This window comes from Myxococcus vastator (genome assembly GCF_010894475.1).
In the GTDB taxonomy this organism is placed as follows: Bacteria; Myxococcota; Myxococcia; order Myxococcales; family Myxococcaceae; genus Myxococcus; species Myxococcus vastator.
Genome location: NZ_JAAIYB010000203.1, coordinates 1 through 13,971 on the forward strand (window position 1 = coordinate 1; position 13,971 = coordinate 13,971).

A 13,971-nucleotide genomic window follows, 5' to 3' on the forward strand; every position below is an offset into this window, starting at 1 on the left:
CTCCCGTAGACTGCCGGCCGAATGGATTCCCAACTCGCATTGAGCGAGGAGACGCCTGCCAACGACCTGCGCGCCCGGGTGCGGAAGGTCCTGGAGCGCCGCAAGCTGACGGACAGCGTGTCGGCGGAGCAGGCGACCGCCTCGTGGGAGCAGGACCGCTTCGTGGCCCGGGCCCGCGCGCTCTTCTACGCGCGGATGATGTTCCTCACGCTGGGCCTGCTCATCCTCGCGGTGCCGGCCTGGAGCGGCTACTTCGGCCTCACCGGGCCCTTCTCCTTCGTGGGCTACTTCGCGATGCTGCTCTACAGCGTCGCCAACCTCCTCGTCATCGACCACCCGAAGGCCGGCCGCTGGGTGACGTACATCACCCTCTGCCTGGACGTGGCCATCAGCGTGGTGCTCATCGTCAAGCCGCACGTCGGCGGCGGACTCCAGAGCCCGCTGCTGGCCACGCAGCTGCTCTTCACCACGCTCTTCGCCATCCTCTACCCCAAGCCGCTGGCGATTCTTCCGCCGCTGCTGGCGCTGCCCATCACCACCCGGCTGGATCTGCTCCTCAACCGCTCCGTGACGGCGGTGGAGCTGCTGACCCTGCTCTGGTACCTGGCGCTCAACTTCATCATCGTCTACGTGCTCGTGTACCTGAACGAGCGCGAGGCCGCCGCGCACCGCGAGGTCGTGTCGCTCCAGGGAGACCTCAAGGAGCTGGCCGTGGTGGAGGAGCGCAACCGGCTGGCGCGGGAGATCCACGACGGCCTGGGCGCGTCCCTGTCGTCGATGATCATCCAGTCCGAGTACATCCTGAACCTCGCGCGCGAGGAGGGCCTGCGCGAGGAGATCCGCGAGCTGAAGCTCACCGCGGAGGAGTCCATCGAGGAGCTGCGGCGCAACCTGCGGATGATGCGCGAGGACTTCGAGCTGGCGCAGGGCCTGGACGACTACGCGAAGACGTTCCGCGAGCGCACCGGCCTGGACATCCGCTTCGAGCGCACCGGGCTGCAGCGCAAGCTGAACCCGGACGCGCAGCTGGCGCTGTTCCGCATCCTCCAGGAGTCGCTGTCCAACGCGGTGAAGCACGCGGAGGCCAAGAGCGTCCAGGTGCAGCTCGACTTCAGCGAGGACCGCGTCCACCTCGTCGTGCGCGACGACGGCAAGGGCTTCGACCCCTCCCGGACGCCGCGCGGCCACTACGGCCTGTTGAACATGCGTGAGCGCGCCATGAAGCTCGGTGGCCAGCTCATCGTGGACTCGTCACCCGGCGCTGGCGCCCAGGTGGCATTCTCCCTTCCCTGTCGTCCGTCATGACCGGAGCTCCCGTGGACGCCCCGCAGCCTCCCGATTCGCCGCCCATTCGCGTCTTCGTGGTGGAGGATCAGACGAAGATCCTCAAGAACCAGCTCCGCCTCTTCGAGAGCCACCCGGAGATGGACATCATCGGCACCGCGCTCTCCGGTGAAGCCGCGCTGGAGGAAGTCCCCAAGCTGATGCCGGACGTGCTGCTGCTGGACCTGGGCCTGCCCCGCATGAGCGGCATCGACGTGACGCGCGAGGTGAAGGCGCGCTTCCCGCAGATTGAAATCCTCATCTTCACCATCTTCGACGAGGAGGACAAAGTGCTGGAGGCCGTGAAGGCGGGCGCCTCCGGCTACCTGCTCAAGGGCGCCCCGGTGGACAAGATCATCGAGGCCATCAAGGAGGTCCGCGCGGGCGGCACCGTCATCCAGCCCAACCTGGCCCGCCGGCTGCTCCGTCACTTCCGCGTGGAGCCCGACGCCAGCCCCGTGTCCTCGCCGCCCTCCGAGCCGGCGCAGCCCACCCCTGACGCGCTCCAGGAGCCCCTGCTCAAGCCGCTGTCGGACCGGGAGCGCGAAATCCTCCAGCTCATCGCCAAGGGTGTGTCCAACAGCGAGGCGGCGCGCCTGCTCGACCTCAGCAAGGCCACCATCCGCACGCACCTGGAGCACATCTACCGGAAGCTGGAGGTCACCAACCGCGTGGAGGCCGTCACCGAGGGCATCCGCAAGGGCCTCATCTCCGTCTGAGCCGGCGCCCCCGCGCTCAGCGCCCCGTGGAGACCGCCGCGCCCGGACGCTCCGCGGCGGCGGCCTCCATGACCAGGTCCGCGTACCGGTTGACCGGGTCGCCCGGCAGCGTGCCGTCCCGGTAGTAGAAGGTGTAGCCGTCCCAGCCGTCCGGCCGGGCGTCGTTGGCGAACATCCACAGCGCCCCCGCGCCCACGCCTTCCTTCCGCATGCACTCCAGCCAGCCGCGATAGAGCGCGCGCCGCTGCGACACGTCGAACACGCCTTCGTTGCGCAGCCCCAGCTCGCCCACGAACAAGGGCTTGCCCAGGCTCCGGGCGATGGCGGCGTGCTCCCGAATCCACCGGGCGCCGGCCTCGGCCGTGTCAATGCCGCCCAGGCCCCAGGACTCCGGATAGAAGTGCACCGACGCGAAGTCGATGTACGGGGACGCGGTGTTGCGCGTGAAGCTGGCCCCCGGGGTGCGCAGCACCTGCGAGCCGGACCGGGCCCAGAAGCCGGCGTCGTACCCCTCGGGCGACGGCTCGAAGCCCTCCTCGCCCGTGCCCACCAGGTGCCCGGGCGCGTGCGACTTGACCTCCCGCGCCACGTCATCAATCCACGCGCGCAGCCACGCCCCTTCCTTGTCCAGGCCCCGGCCCCGTGGCTCGTTGAGCAGCTCCCAGGCCAGGACGGCCGGGTGGTCGCCATAGCGGATGCCGTCCACGGTATTCACCCGGTTGAGCATCCGCGCCACGTGCGCCTTGAAGTGCGCCACCACCGCCGCGTCGGTGAAGAAGCGCGCGTCCCCTTCCACGGGCCGGGGGAGCCCCGCCCACGCCACGTACTGGCGCGCGCCCCCGTAGGCGTCCCAGTAGTTCCCCAGCGTCAGCACCAGGCGAACGCCATGGAAGCGGGCGCGGGCGAGCACCCGGTCCAGACCGACCAGCGCCACCTCGTCATACTCCAGCGGCGCCACCTGGATGGCGGTGTCCCCCACCTTCGACAGCGCGTCGTTGTGTCCGTTGGTGCGCAGCGCCCGCACGCCCAGCGCGGCGGCCTTGGCCAGCACCTCTTCCAGCACCGGGGACTCGGCCGCCCCCCGCCGCGCGTCCCGGGTGGCCTCTTCCTGCAGGAAGTAGGCATTGAGGACCATGGCGCCGGACGGCAACCGGTCCAGGTGCTGCGCCGGGCCGCCCGAGCAGCTCGCGGCCACCGCCTCCAGCATGACCGGGTCCCCCTCTCCGCAGGCCCCCAGGAGGACGGCGAGGGCCGCGGTGGCGGTGGAGGTCCGGGGAGGAAGGGGCATGCCTGCATGGTAACGACGCCGCGCGCGCCACGCATCGGTCCCGAGGACTGGGTTAGGTTCGCCACCATGGAGCTCAGACTGGAAGGCGTGTCGAAGACGTACCCCAACGGCACCCGTGCGTTGCAGGGTGTCAACCTCACCATTCCGCGCGGGATGTTCGGGCTGCTCGGGCCCAACGGCGCAGGCAAGTCCACGCTGATGCGCAGCATCGCCACGCTGCAGGACGTGGATGCGGGCACCATGACCTTCGACGGCATCGACCTGCGCCGGGACAAGGACCGGCTCCGCGAGGTGCTGGGCTACCTCCCACAGGACTTCGGCGTGTATCCCAAGGTGACGGCCTGGGACATGCTGGACCACCTGGCGCAGCTCAAGGGCCTGGCCCAGCGCGGCCCGCGCCATGACACGGTGAAGGCGCTCCTGCAGAAGACGAACCTCTGGGAGCACCGCGACCGCCGGCTCGGCGGCTTCTCCGGCGGCATGAAGCAGCGCTTCGGCATCGCCCAGGCGCTGCTCGGCAACCCCCGGCTGCTCATCGTGGACGAGCCCACCGCCGGGCTCGACCCCGCCGAGCGCTTCCGCTTCCACAACCTGCTGGCGGAGATCAGCACCGACGTGGTGGTGCTGCTGTCCACGCACATCGTCTCCGACGTGGCGGACCTCTGTCAGAACATGGCCATCCTCGCCCAGGGGAACGTCGTGGCCAGCGGCCACCCGCTGAAGCTGGTGGAGTCCCTGCACCAGCGCGTGTGGAAGCGCTTCGTCACCCACCAGGAGGAGTTGGACGCGCTCATGAAGGACCTGGAGGTCATCGCCGTGCGGCGCGTGGCCGGTCAGCGCCTGGTCCACGTCTACGCGGAGGCTCCGCCGGAGGGCTTCGAGCCGGCCAGCCCCGACCTCGAGGACGTCTACTTCCACGCGCTCGCCCGGGCGTCCAAGCAGTCCTGAGGGCCCGCCATGTTCACCGCCCTCCTGACCTTCGAATTGCGGCGCCGGATGAAGATGATTTCCACCTGGGTCTACGCCCTGGTGCTGGCCGCCGCCGCCGCGCTGATGACGCTGGCGATTGGCGCCGTGTTCAAGGGCTTCTCGGTGGCGTCGGGCCCGGAGCTGGTCCGCGTCAACAGCCCGCACACCATCTTCAACTTCACCACCAGCCTGGCCTACTTCGGCCTCTTCATGGTGGCCGCCGTCTTCGGCCAGGCCGCCTACCAGGACTTCGGCCACAACACCTGGATGCTCATCTTCACGAAGAACGTGAAGAAGGGCCCGTACCTGCTCGGCCGGTTCCTGGGCGCGTACCTCTTCAGCGCGGTGCTGATGCTGGCCATCATCCCCGGGTTGATGGTGGGCGCCGCGGGCGTGTGGCTGGTGGACGCCGAGCGGCTCACCTCGTTCCAGCTCGGCTCGTACCTCTGGCCCTACGTCGTCGGCGTCTGGCCCACGCTCTTCTTCTCCGGCGCCGTCTTCTTCTCGCTGGCCGCGCTGACGCGGCGCATGGCCGCCGTGTACGTGGGCGTCGTGGTGCTGGTGATGGGGTACCTGGTGCTCAGCGCCGCCATGTCCGACGTGCAGCACCAGGACCTGGCGTCCCTGCTGGACCCGTTCGGCTTCCTCACGTTCGAGAACGCGACCCGCTACTGGACCTCGGCCGAGCGCAACCGGGACCGCATCCCCTTCGCCGGGCTGCTGCTCGCCAACCGGCTGCTGTGGAGCGCGGTGGGCGCCGCGATTCTGAGCCTGGCCGTCCTGCGCTTCCGCACCACCGTGGAGGAGCAGCGGGGCCGCGGCGCGCGCAAGGAGGCGCAAGCCCCCGCCCCGGTCGCCATCCCCGCCACCGTGGCGGCGCCCACGACGGGCAGCTGGCTGCGCACGGCCGTCGCCACCGCCTGGCTGGCCTACCGCGACATCCTCCGCTCTCCGGTGTTCTGGTCCTTCGTCGTGGCGGGGCTGGCCATGGGCACCCTGGGCATGTCCCTCTCCAAGCAGATGTTCGGCACCGCCACCTGGCCGGTGACGTGGCAGGTGCTGGAGACGGCCACGAGCATGTTCCAGCCCTTCCTGCTCATCACCATCACCTTCTACGCGGGTGAGCTGGTGTGGAAGGAGCGCGACGCGGGGCTGGCCGACATCGTGGACGCCACGCGCGCGCCGTCCTGGGTCACCTATGGCGCGAAGCTGGGGGCGCTGCTGCTGGTGGCCTTCTCCCTCAAGGTCGTGGCGCTGCTGTCCGCGCTGCTCTCCCAGGTGCTCCGCGGCTACTTCGACATTGAATGGAACCTCTACGCCACGCAGCTCTTCCTGCTGGACTTCCCGCATGACGCGCTGCTGTGCGTGCTGGCCTTCTTCGCGCAGGTGCTCATCCACCAGAAGTACCTGGCCTACCTGGTGATGGTGCTCTACTTCGTCCTCCAGGCCGCGCTGGGCCTGATGGGCGTGGAAGATGCCCTGGTCCGCTACGGCTCCGAGCCCACGCTCCGCTACTCGGACCTGAACCGCTTCGGCGGCAGCCTCCCCGCGCTCGTGTGGCACCGCGTCTACTGGTACGGGCTGGCGGCGCTGCTCGTGGCGGCGGGCTACCTGCTCACCGTCCGAGGCCGGGAGGTCCGCTGGAAGCAGCGGTGGGCGGCGGCCAAGGCGCGGCGCACCCGCGCGTGGACCGTGGCCGCGGCGCTGTCGCTCTGCGTCTTCGTCGGGGCGGGCGCGTTCATCTACTACAACACCCACCTGCTCAACCCGTACGTCACCCGGAAGGACCGGGAGCGGCAGCAGGCCCGCTACGAAAAGGACTACGCGTCCTTCGCCGCCCTGCCCCACCCGCGCATCACCGCCGCGCAGGTCACCTTCCACATCCACCCGGAGGAGCTGCGCCTGGAGGCCCTGGGCAGCTACCGCATCCGCAACAAGACGGACGTGCCCATCTCCAAGGTGATGCTCGCCCTGCCGGACGACGCCCGGGTGCGCGGCCTGTCCCTGGCCGGCGTGACGAAGCCCGCGGTGCATGACGCCGAGCTCGGCATCTTCATCTACGAGCTGCCCACGCCGCTGGCGCCCGGCGCCGACGCCGCCATCGTGTTCGACCTGGAGTTCGGCACGAAGGGCTTCAAGCACGGCGGGGCGCGCACGGACATCGTGGGCAACGGCACCTTCTTCAACAACATGAACCTGCCGGTGCTGGGCTACCAGAAGGACGCGGAGTTGGAGGACGACCGGGACCGCAAGGACTACGACTTGCCGCCTCGCGAGCGCCTGCCGGACCGCGACGACCCGAAGGCGAAGCAGGACCACTACATCCGTCAGGACTCGGACTTCATCACCTTCGAGGCCACGGTGAGCACGGCGAAGGATCAGATCGCCATTGCCCCGGGCTACCTGGAGAAGGAGTGGACCGAGGGCGACCGCCGCTTCTTCCGCTACCGGATGGACCAGCCCATCCTCAACTTCTTCTCCGTCCTGTCCGCGCGCTACGCGGTGATGCGCGACTCGTGGCGCGACGTGAAGCTGGAGATCTACCACCACCCCACGCACACCTTCGCGCTGGACCGGATGATGCGCGGCATGAAGGACGCGCTGGCGTACTGCAGCGAGAACTTCGGGCCGTACCAGCACCGGCAGGCCCGCATCCTGGAGTTCCCCCGCTACGCGAGCTTCGCCCAGGCCTTCCCCAATACGATTCCGTATTCGGAGGCGCTGGGCTTCATCGCCCGCGTGGAGGACGGACGCGCCGACGACGTGGACTACCCGTACTACGTCACCGCGCACGAGATTGCCCACCAGTGGTGGGCGCACCAGGTGGTGGGCGCGCGCGCGCAGGGCGCCACGATGACGTCGGAGACGATGTCTCAGTACGCCGCGCTGATGGTGATGAAGCACCGCTTCGGGCCGACGAAGATGAAGCGCTTCCTCAAGTTCGAGCTGGACCGCTACCTCGCGGGCCGCGCATTCGAGTCGAAGAAGGAGGTGCCGCTGGCCCGGGTGGAGCAGCAGGCGTACATCCACTACCAGAAGGGCAGCCTCGTCATGTACGCGCTGCAGGACTTCATCGGGGAGGAGCGGGTGAACCGCGCCCTGCGCCGCTACGTGGAGAAGGTCCGCTTCCAGGGCCCGCCGTACACCGGCTCCACCGAGCTGCTGGGCTTCCTGCGGGAAGAGACGCCGCCGGAGTACCAGTACCTCATCGAGGACCTGTTCGAGCGCATCACCCTCTACGACAACCGCGCCGTCTCCGCGCAGGTGCGCCAGAATGACCAGGGCACCTGGGACGTCACGCTCAAGGTGGTGGCGAAGAAGTTCCGCGCCGACGAGAAGGGCGAACAGACGGAGGTGGACTTCAACGACTGGATGGACGTGGGCGCGCTCGACGAACGCGGCGAGGCCGTCTTCCTGGAGAAGCGCCGGGTTCCGAAGGGCGAATCGGAGCTCACCTTCACCGTCCCCGTGAAGCCCGCCCAGGTGGGCGTTGATCCGCTCAACGTGCTCATCGACCGCACGTCCACCGACAACGTGACGGAGCCCACCGTGGTGTCCGAGGTGGCGCTAGGGGGCCCGTCCTCCCCCTGACCTGAGCCATCCCCTCATATGAAGCCGAGCGTTTCTTGGAAAACCCGATGGCGATGATGAGGCGCAGGGCGCTGGCGCGGTCCGGGAATGCGCCGACGCCGCGGATGCGGCGCTTCACCTCGTGCACCAGCACGCCGCAATCCAGGTACCTGCGCAGGGTGCGCGCTCCGCCTCCTCCGGCTGTAAGGAGGACTACGCCACATGCGGGGAGGACTGCGCCATCGAGTACGGAGGCAGCGGGCGCACCGTCGCGAAGCTGACCCGGTGCATTGCCGCCTGCCAGGAGAACCGGGATCTGTGCGCCGACCGGCACTCGGCGCTGAGGGGTCTGCCGCCCGGTGAGGCCGACGACCCGCGGCCCACGCGAAAGTTCTCGGCTGAGCTGCGTTCTCCCCCGAAGGGGACGGGGCGAGTGAGGGTAGTGTCTCCTCATGACACCTCGCGCACTGCACCACGCCCGGCTCCCGGAGTTCGCGTCCGACTGGCCCGCGGAGCTCGCGGCCCTCATCGAGGCGCGCCTCGACAATGACGTCCCCGCCGAGGAGTTGCGCATCATCGTCCTCGCCCCCACGCCCGACCGGCTGCGCCTGGGCGTCTGGCTCGGCGTCGAGTGGGCGAGCTACCCCTACGCGGACGACCCCTCGGAGGCCGCCGGGTTCGTCTCGCTGACCCCCTGGCTCGACACGCTCGACACCCTCGCGCGAGGGGAGCGCTCGCTCCCGGCGCCCCGTGGCTGGACGCCGACTCCGCCGCTCCGCTTCGAGGACGCGACGCGCGACGCCTCGTTCCGGGCATGGTGGCTCGAACTCCACCGCGCCCTGGTGGCCAGCGCCATCGAGCTCGGCACGCAGCGGCTGGCCGGCCGCTTCCACCAGCCCGTCGGCGTCTTCGTCTCGACTGACGCCTCCGAGGCGCGGCTGGTCGCCTTCTGCCACCCGCGCGGCGCCCCGCTGTGGCCGCTGCGCGAGCACAGGAAGGAGCACGGCTACGGCAGCGCCTACCCGCACGCCTCGCTCGAAGGCGACCAGTTCGTCATCTTCTACCCGGAGGGCGAGGGCGCGGAGGAAGGGCCCCCCTCCATCCGCACCTGGACTCACGCCCAGGTCATCCGCGCCCACGAGGTTCGCGACGAGCACGAGCTGGCCGTGCGCTTCGAGGGCGAGGACTTCGATGTGATGTTCAGCCCCGGCCACACCCACCCCGAGGCGGGAGGCCCCGGACACCACGACACCCTCGCGGCCTTGAGCGCCTTCTTCGCGGCCAGCGGCAAGCTCGAGGTCGACGGCGGGGCCTCCACCCGGCTGCCCTCCGACGCCGCGGCGCTCGCGGCCTCCCTCGCCGAGCGCCCCCAGCCGCACGAGCAGCTCGACTTCGTCACCAGCCTCTCGCGAGCCCTGGGCTCCGAGCGCGTCTGGGCGCTCATCAGCGGGCTCGAGCTGCCCGCGCAGACGCGCGCCGCCATCCACCGCGAGCTCGCGACGGCCGCACTCGACGCCTCCGACTGGGCGTCCGCGCTGGCGCACGTCGGCCTGCTGTCGGGGAAGGACCGCTGGTCCTGGATTGAGACCCGCGCGCTCACCGGCCTCGGCCGCTGGGAAGACGTGCTGCGCGTGGCCAAGGAGGACGACGCGCACGCGGAGCGCGCGCTGGCGATGGGGAGCCTCGGGCGCGTCGGCGAGGCGCTGGCCCTCGTCGCCGACCGCACGGACGGAAACGCGCTGGCGGCCCGCGCGCTCCTCGAGCTGCGAAGCGACGCCCCGAAGGCCTCCGCCACGCTGCGCGAGGCGCTCGCCGCCGGGGTCCGCGGGCACCTGCTGGCCCACGTCGGGGCGGCGCGGGAGCTGCTGCCCGTGCTGCGGGCCCACCAGGCCTTCGAGGCGGCGGTGCGCGCCAGCCGCGAGGCCTGTCAGCGGCTCCCCGCCGAGGAGCTCGAGCTCGGGGAGGCCCGCGCGCTCCCGGTGGAGCCGGCGACGCGGGTGCTGGCCGCGCCGCTCGAAGGTGGTGACGAGGCGGAGGAGCCTCCGCGCCTGAGGACGGCCCTGGAGCGCCCCGACGGCTGGTGGGTGGCGGACGCGAAGGGAGCGCTCTTCGAGCACCCCGCCGGCGGCGACGCGCGGCGGCTGGCCACCTTCCCCTCCGAAATTGACGGCCTCGCCGCGGTGCCCGCCGGCGTCGTGGCCTCGGTGGGCTCGACGCTCGTGCTGCTCGACGCCGCGGGCCGGCCGCGCGCGACGGTCCACCGCCCCTCGGCGGGTGACGGGCCCATGGCCGCGCACGACACGCTGCTGGCCTGCGCCAGCGACGCCATCGTCAACCTCTACCGCGTCGACGGAGCCACGCTCGTGTGGCTCGCCCTGCTCGCCCTCCCCGGCAAGCGTCGCATCAGCCAGCTCGGCTTCACCGGCGCCGGGCGGCTGCTGGTGGCCGCCGGGGCGAACCTGGCGCTCTTCGACGTGAGCGAGCCGTCGCGCCCCGTGCCCCTGCGGCAGTGGAAGAACGCGCCCGAGCTGCTGCACACGGGCGAGGGCACCGCGGCGCTGACGGACGACGAGTGGGTCTGGCTGGTGGAGCTGGGCGACACGCCGCGGTGCACGCGGAAGGTGCACGTCGGCCCCTCGCCCTTGGTGGCCACCAGCGACGCGGCGCCGCTGGCCTTCGCCGCCCGCGGCCGCGTGGTGGAGGTGCTGGGCGAGACGGCGCGCGAGGTGATGACGCTGGGGCCCGACGGCTACCGGCTCGAACCCACCGCCATCTCCCTGCGGGCGGGGCATGCCACCGCCGTCACCCGGGAGCGGGTGCTGGAGCTGTCACCGCTGCCGTTCGACGCGGCGGCGCTCCGTGCGCGCGTCGAAGCCCACGTCCCGCGGCTGCGCGAGTGGCTGGACACCCGCCTGGACGCGCTGAGGCAGGAGGGCGTGCCGGCCGAGGATGGGACCCGGGCGCCGCTGGGCGGCGTGGTGCTGCAGTGGTTCGACGGCTGGGCCGGGCTGCGCGGCCAGCCGCCGTGCAGCGTGGTGTCCATCGGCTACGAGAACAACGAGCGGCTGGAATTCGAGGCGCCGGGTGAGCGCGCGGCGCCCCCGGGGGCCACGCCCCCCTCGGAGGCCGAGGAGCAGCAGGCCCGAGCCCTCGATGACGCGTGGACGCAGCTCGCCATGCAGGAGCGGCTCCGCGCCTGCCGGGCGTACCTCCATGACGCCGCCCGGGCCTTCGCGGGCCGCGCCTCCGCGCGCACCCTGATCTTCGCGCTCGACACCGACGTGCGTCTCGAAATCGTCGACATCGTCGCCGGGGGTGGGGACGCGGGGCCGATGCGCGCGGCGGGCTCCGCGCGGGCCGAGCGCTCCCTGCGGGAGGTGCTGAGCGCCCCGCGCTGGTACGCCGCGCTCCCGCACCTGGTGGCGCGCGCGCGGCGCGACACGGCCTTCCGCGCCGAGGTCCTTGCCTTGTTCGAGGAGGAAGGCCTCACCGCGGCGGGCAGAATCACGCGAGAGCTGCTCGACGTCGATCCGGAGGGCTGCGCGCGCGCGTGGCTCACCGTGGCCGCCCGAGACCTCGACGAGGGGCTCCCCGGGCTGAGAGCCCTGGCGAAGCGCGGCCATGCCGGGGCCCGCGCCCGGTTGGAGGCGCTCCTGGACTCCGAGAACGCCTACCACGCGCTCGCGGCGAGGGAGGCCCTGGGCCGCGTCGACGAGGACGCGGCGGTGCCGCAACTCGGCCGCTACCTCGGCTCGCTGGAGGCTCACGACGAAGTGCCGGTGAAGGTGCTGGCCGCCATGGGAGAGGCCCGACTCGAGCGCCTGCGCGGCGAGCTGCTGGCCGCGCTCGAGCGGCTGGAGGGCGACGAAGCGCTGCTGGTGCCCCTGGTCCGCAGCGGCTGGACTCCCGACGCGCAGGCGGTGGAGAAGGGCAACCGCGCGCGCGCCAGGGACGACGACTTCGCCGCGAGCCTCTTCGCCGACGAAGAGCAGGACGCGCCCGCGAGCGCGGTGAGGCTGTGGGTGGCACGGCGCATCGCCACCGCGCTGGAGGGTGACGGCCCCCTGTGGCCCGCCGACGTGCCTCTGGAGAAGAGCCGCGCCGGCTGGCAGCACTTCTTCACGCTCGCGTGGCCGCTGTGGGAGTCACGTGGGCTGCTGCCGCGGCTGCATGAGGTGCTGCCGGCGCGCTCACGGGCCGGCGACGCGGAGCTGGCGTTCCAGGTGCTGTACCAGAGCGTGCTGCGCGGCGACGCTCGGGCCCAGGCGCTGGGGAGCGCGCTCGCCACGGGCGAGTCCAGTGAGGGGCGACACGCCGAGGTGACGAGGCTGGCGAGGCTGGCGAGGCTGCAGTTCGGCTGGTCCCTGGTGAAGGCCACGCGGCTGGACGAGGCGCGCCGCGTGGCCGACGCCGCGCTGGACGAGGCGCCCGAGGATGGGCAGGTCCTCTTCTTTGACGCGCGCGTCGCGTGGCTCGAGCGGGGCGACCCGACGGCGGCGCTGGAGCGGCTCGAGCCGGCGCTTCGGGTCGCGTGCGACGAGGTGGGGCGGGCGCGGCTGCTCAACCTGAAGGGCGCGGCGCTCGAGGCGCTGGGCCGCACCGCCGAGGCGCTCGACTGGTTCCACAAGGCCTTCACCGCCAACGAGGCGGCGGTGGACACCGCCACGGGCAAGGCGGGCGACCCGGCGATGTCGCACGCGATTCTGTCGAACATCGCCGAAGCGCACTGGAAGCTGGGCCAACACGACGAGGCCCGGCGCTACGCCGAGCAGGCGGCTCGACGCGGATCCTCCACCGACATCGTCAACGAGATTCTCGCCGCGACGCGGGTGGGAGGCGCGGAGGCCCGCTGACCCGAGGGCCGGCGCCAGGGCTGGAGGGGGAGCGGAGCGCCTCGGCTTCCTGAGCCATCCCCTCATATGAAGCCGAGGCGCTCCTCCTTCATCATGGGAATGGGGGGTCATCGGCCCCCTGACGGGTCAGCTCCAGCGGATGCGCAGGTCGAAGCCGTCGGGCGGCTCGTAGCGCTCCACGTTCACCTGGGGCTCGGTGGCGCCGGCCTGCCGCAGCGCACCTTCACAGGTGCCCGCGGCGGCCTCCGCCGGGAAGGGGTAGCTCCGGAAGCGGACGCGCCAGTCCGCCGGGCCCAGGGACTCCACCTGGATGTCCACCGGGGAGAAGACGGAGCTGAAGCTCAGCGACACGCGCTTCATGGCGCGCTCGGGGCCGGCCACCTTGAGGGCCATGCCCACCACCTTGCCCACCAGGGTGTCGAAGTAGCTGCGCACCAGCTCCCGCCCCAGCGTCCGGTAGGCCGACTTGCGGTCCAGGCCCGCGTAGCGGTGACGCACCGTCGCCTCCTGACACCCCGCGAACACGGCCGCGGGATAGGTGGCGCGGGGCTTGTCCATGTCGAAGCCCGCGGCCAGGAACTCCGATTGGAGCTTCGCGTCGGGCCGCGCCAGGCGGACCAGGGATTCGAACAACGTTGATTGCACGGTGACGTCGGTCGGCATCGGTGGCGCGGCACCCTAGGGGAGTCAAGCGGCTCGGGGAAGCGGAGGCGCCCGCGGTGTTTGACTCGCCAACGTCCGCGCTCAGTCGCCGCGGAGGCCGCCGCGGTCCGGGAGCTGGAGCCGGACGTACTCCCGGGGCGTCAGCCCGGTGAACTGACGGAAGTCGCGGTTGAAGTGCGCCTGGTCGTAGTAGCCGTGCGCCAGCGCCAGCTCGGCCCAGGTGCCCGTGACGCCGCCCGCCCGCAGCCGCTGGATGACCTGGTCGAAGCGAAGCAGCCGGGCCAGCAGCTTGGGCGGCATCCCCAGCTCCTCGTTGAAGCGGGTGATGAGGTGCTTCTGGCTGTAGCCCAGCTCGCCGGCCAGCCCGCCAATCTCCACCCCGCCGCCGCTCGCCACCAGCCGCTCCCAGGCCCAGGGGACACACGCCGCGATGGCGCGCGCCTCGTGGATGCGCTTCAGCAGGAACCGGTCGAGCAACGCGAAGCGAGCCGCCCAGTCTCGCGACGCCTGGAGCTGCTCCGTCAGCAGTGAGGCCTGAGGCCCCAGGACGTCGCGCACCCCCACCACCCGCCGCGCCAGGACGCGC

At 71.5% G+C, this 13,971-nt stretch carries 8 protein-coding genes; 5 read left to right on the top strand and 3 right to left on the bottom strand.

The window, feature by feature from the left end; genetic code table 11:
* The first annotated feature begins 21 nt into the window (after positions 1–21).
* The gene (locus G4D87_RS20420) at positions 22–1,305 is read left to right on the top strand and encodes a sensor histidine kinase (protein WP_163783741.1); all 1,284 of its coding nucleotides are present in this window, start codon (positions 22–24) and stop codon (positions 1,303–1,305) included.
* On the top strand, positions 1,302–2,042 hold the full coding sequence (locus G4D87_RS20425; protein WP_163783742.1) for a response regulator: 741 nt from the start codon (positions 1,302–1,304) through the stop codon (positions 2,040–2,042). The genes G4D87_RS20420 and G4D87_RS20425 overlap by 4 nt, the downstream gene beginning before the upstream one ends.
* Before the next feature lie 16 nt (positions 2,043–2,058).
* Here the strand turns inward: G4D87_RS20425 and G4D87_RS20430 are convergent, their stop codons facing one another.
* Positions 2,059–3,330: a glycoside hydrolase 5 family protein gene (locus G4D87_RS20430; RefSeq protein ID WP_163783743.1), complete on the bottom strand. Its 1,272-nt coding sequence runs from the start codon at positions 3,328–3,330 to the stop codon at positions 2,059–2,061.
* A 66-nt stretch (positions 3,331–3,396) separates the two neighbouring features.
* Between G4D87_RS20430 and G4D87_RS20435 the strand changes: the two genes are divergently transcribed.
* From G4D87_RS20435 to G4D87_RS40350, 3 genes are all read left to right on the top strand, one after another.
* Positions 3,397–4,278, top strand: a complete 882-nt coding sequence (locus G4D87_RS20435; RefSeq protein ID WP_163783744.1) for an ABC transporter ATP-binding protein — start codon at positions 3,397–3,399, stop codon at positions 4,276–4,278.
* A 9-nt stretch (positions 4,279–4,287) separates the two neighbouring features.
* The gene (locus tag G4D87_RS20440; protein ID WP_163783745.1) at positions 4,288–7,890 is read left to right on the top strand and encodes an ABC transporter permease/M1 family aminopeptidase; all 3,603 of its coding nucleotides are present in this window, start codon (positions 4,288–4,290) and stop codon (positions 7,888–7,890) included.
* Positions 7,891–8,321: 431 nt separating this feature from the next.
* A complete protein-coding gene (locus G4D87_RS40350; RefSeq protein ID WP_240358437.1) occupies positions 8,322–12,722 on the top strand; it encodes a tetratricopeptide repeat protein in 4,401 nt (1,466 codons plus the stop codon).
* A gap of 126 nt (positions 12,723–12,848) precedes the next feature.
* On the opposite strand, the gene G4D87_RS20450 is transcribed toward G4D87_RS40350, so the two are convergent.
* The gene (locus G4D87_RS20450) at positions 12,849–13,385 is read right to left on the bottom strand and encodes a DUF2378 family protein (RefSeq protein ID WP_163783746.1); all 537 of its coding nucleotides are present in this window, start codon (positions 13,383–13,385) and stop codon (positions 12,849–12,851) included.
* An 81-nt stretch (positions 13,386–13,466) separates the two neighbouring features.
* The coding region (locus G4D87_RS20455; protein ID WP_163783747.1) for a helix-turn-helix domain-containing protein at positions 13,467–13,971 on the bottom strand (505 nt) is incomplete at its 5' end.

Coding starts and splice junctions, on each gene's coding strand:
- G4D87_RS20420 (WP_163783741.1), top strand. CDS start 22: ATGGATTCCCAACTCGCATTGAGCGAGGAGACGCCTGCCAACGACCTG.
- G4D87_RS20425 (WP_163783742.1), top strand. CDS start 1,302: ATGACCGGAGCTCCCGTGGACGCCCCGCAGCCTCCCGATTCGCCGCCC.
- G4D87_RS20430 (WP_163783743.1), bottom strand. CDS start 3,330: ATGCCCCTTCCTCCCCGGACCTCCACCGCCACCGCGGCCCTCGCCGTC.
- G4D87_RS20435 (WP_163783744.1), top strand. CDS start 3,397: ATGGAGCTCAGACTGGAAGGCGTGTCGAAGACGTACCCCAACGGCACC.
- G4D87_RS20440 (WP_163783745.1), top strand. CDS start 4,288: ATGTTCACCGCCCTCCTGACCTTCGAATTGCGGCGCCGGATGAAGATG.
- G4D87_RS40350 (WP_240358437.1), top strand. CDS start 8,322: ATGACACCTCGCGCACTGCACCACGCCCGGCTCCCGGAGTTCGCGTCC.
- G4D87_RS20450 (WP_163783746.1), bottom strand. CDS start 13,385: ATGCCGACCGACGTCACCGTGCAATCAACGTTGTTCGAATCCCTGGTC.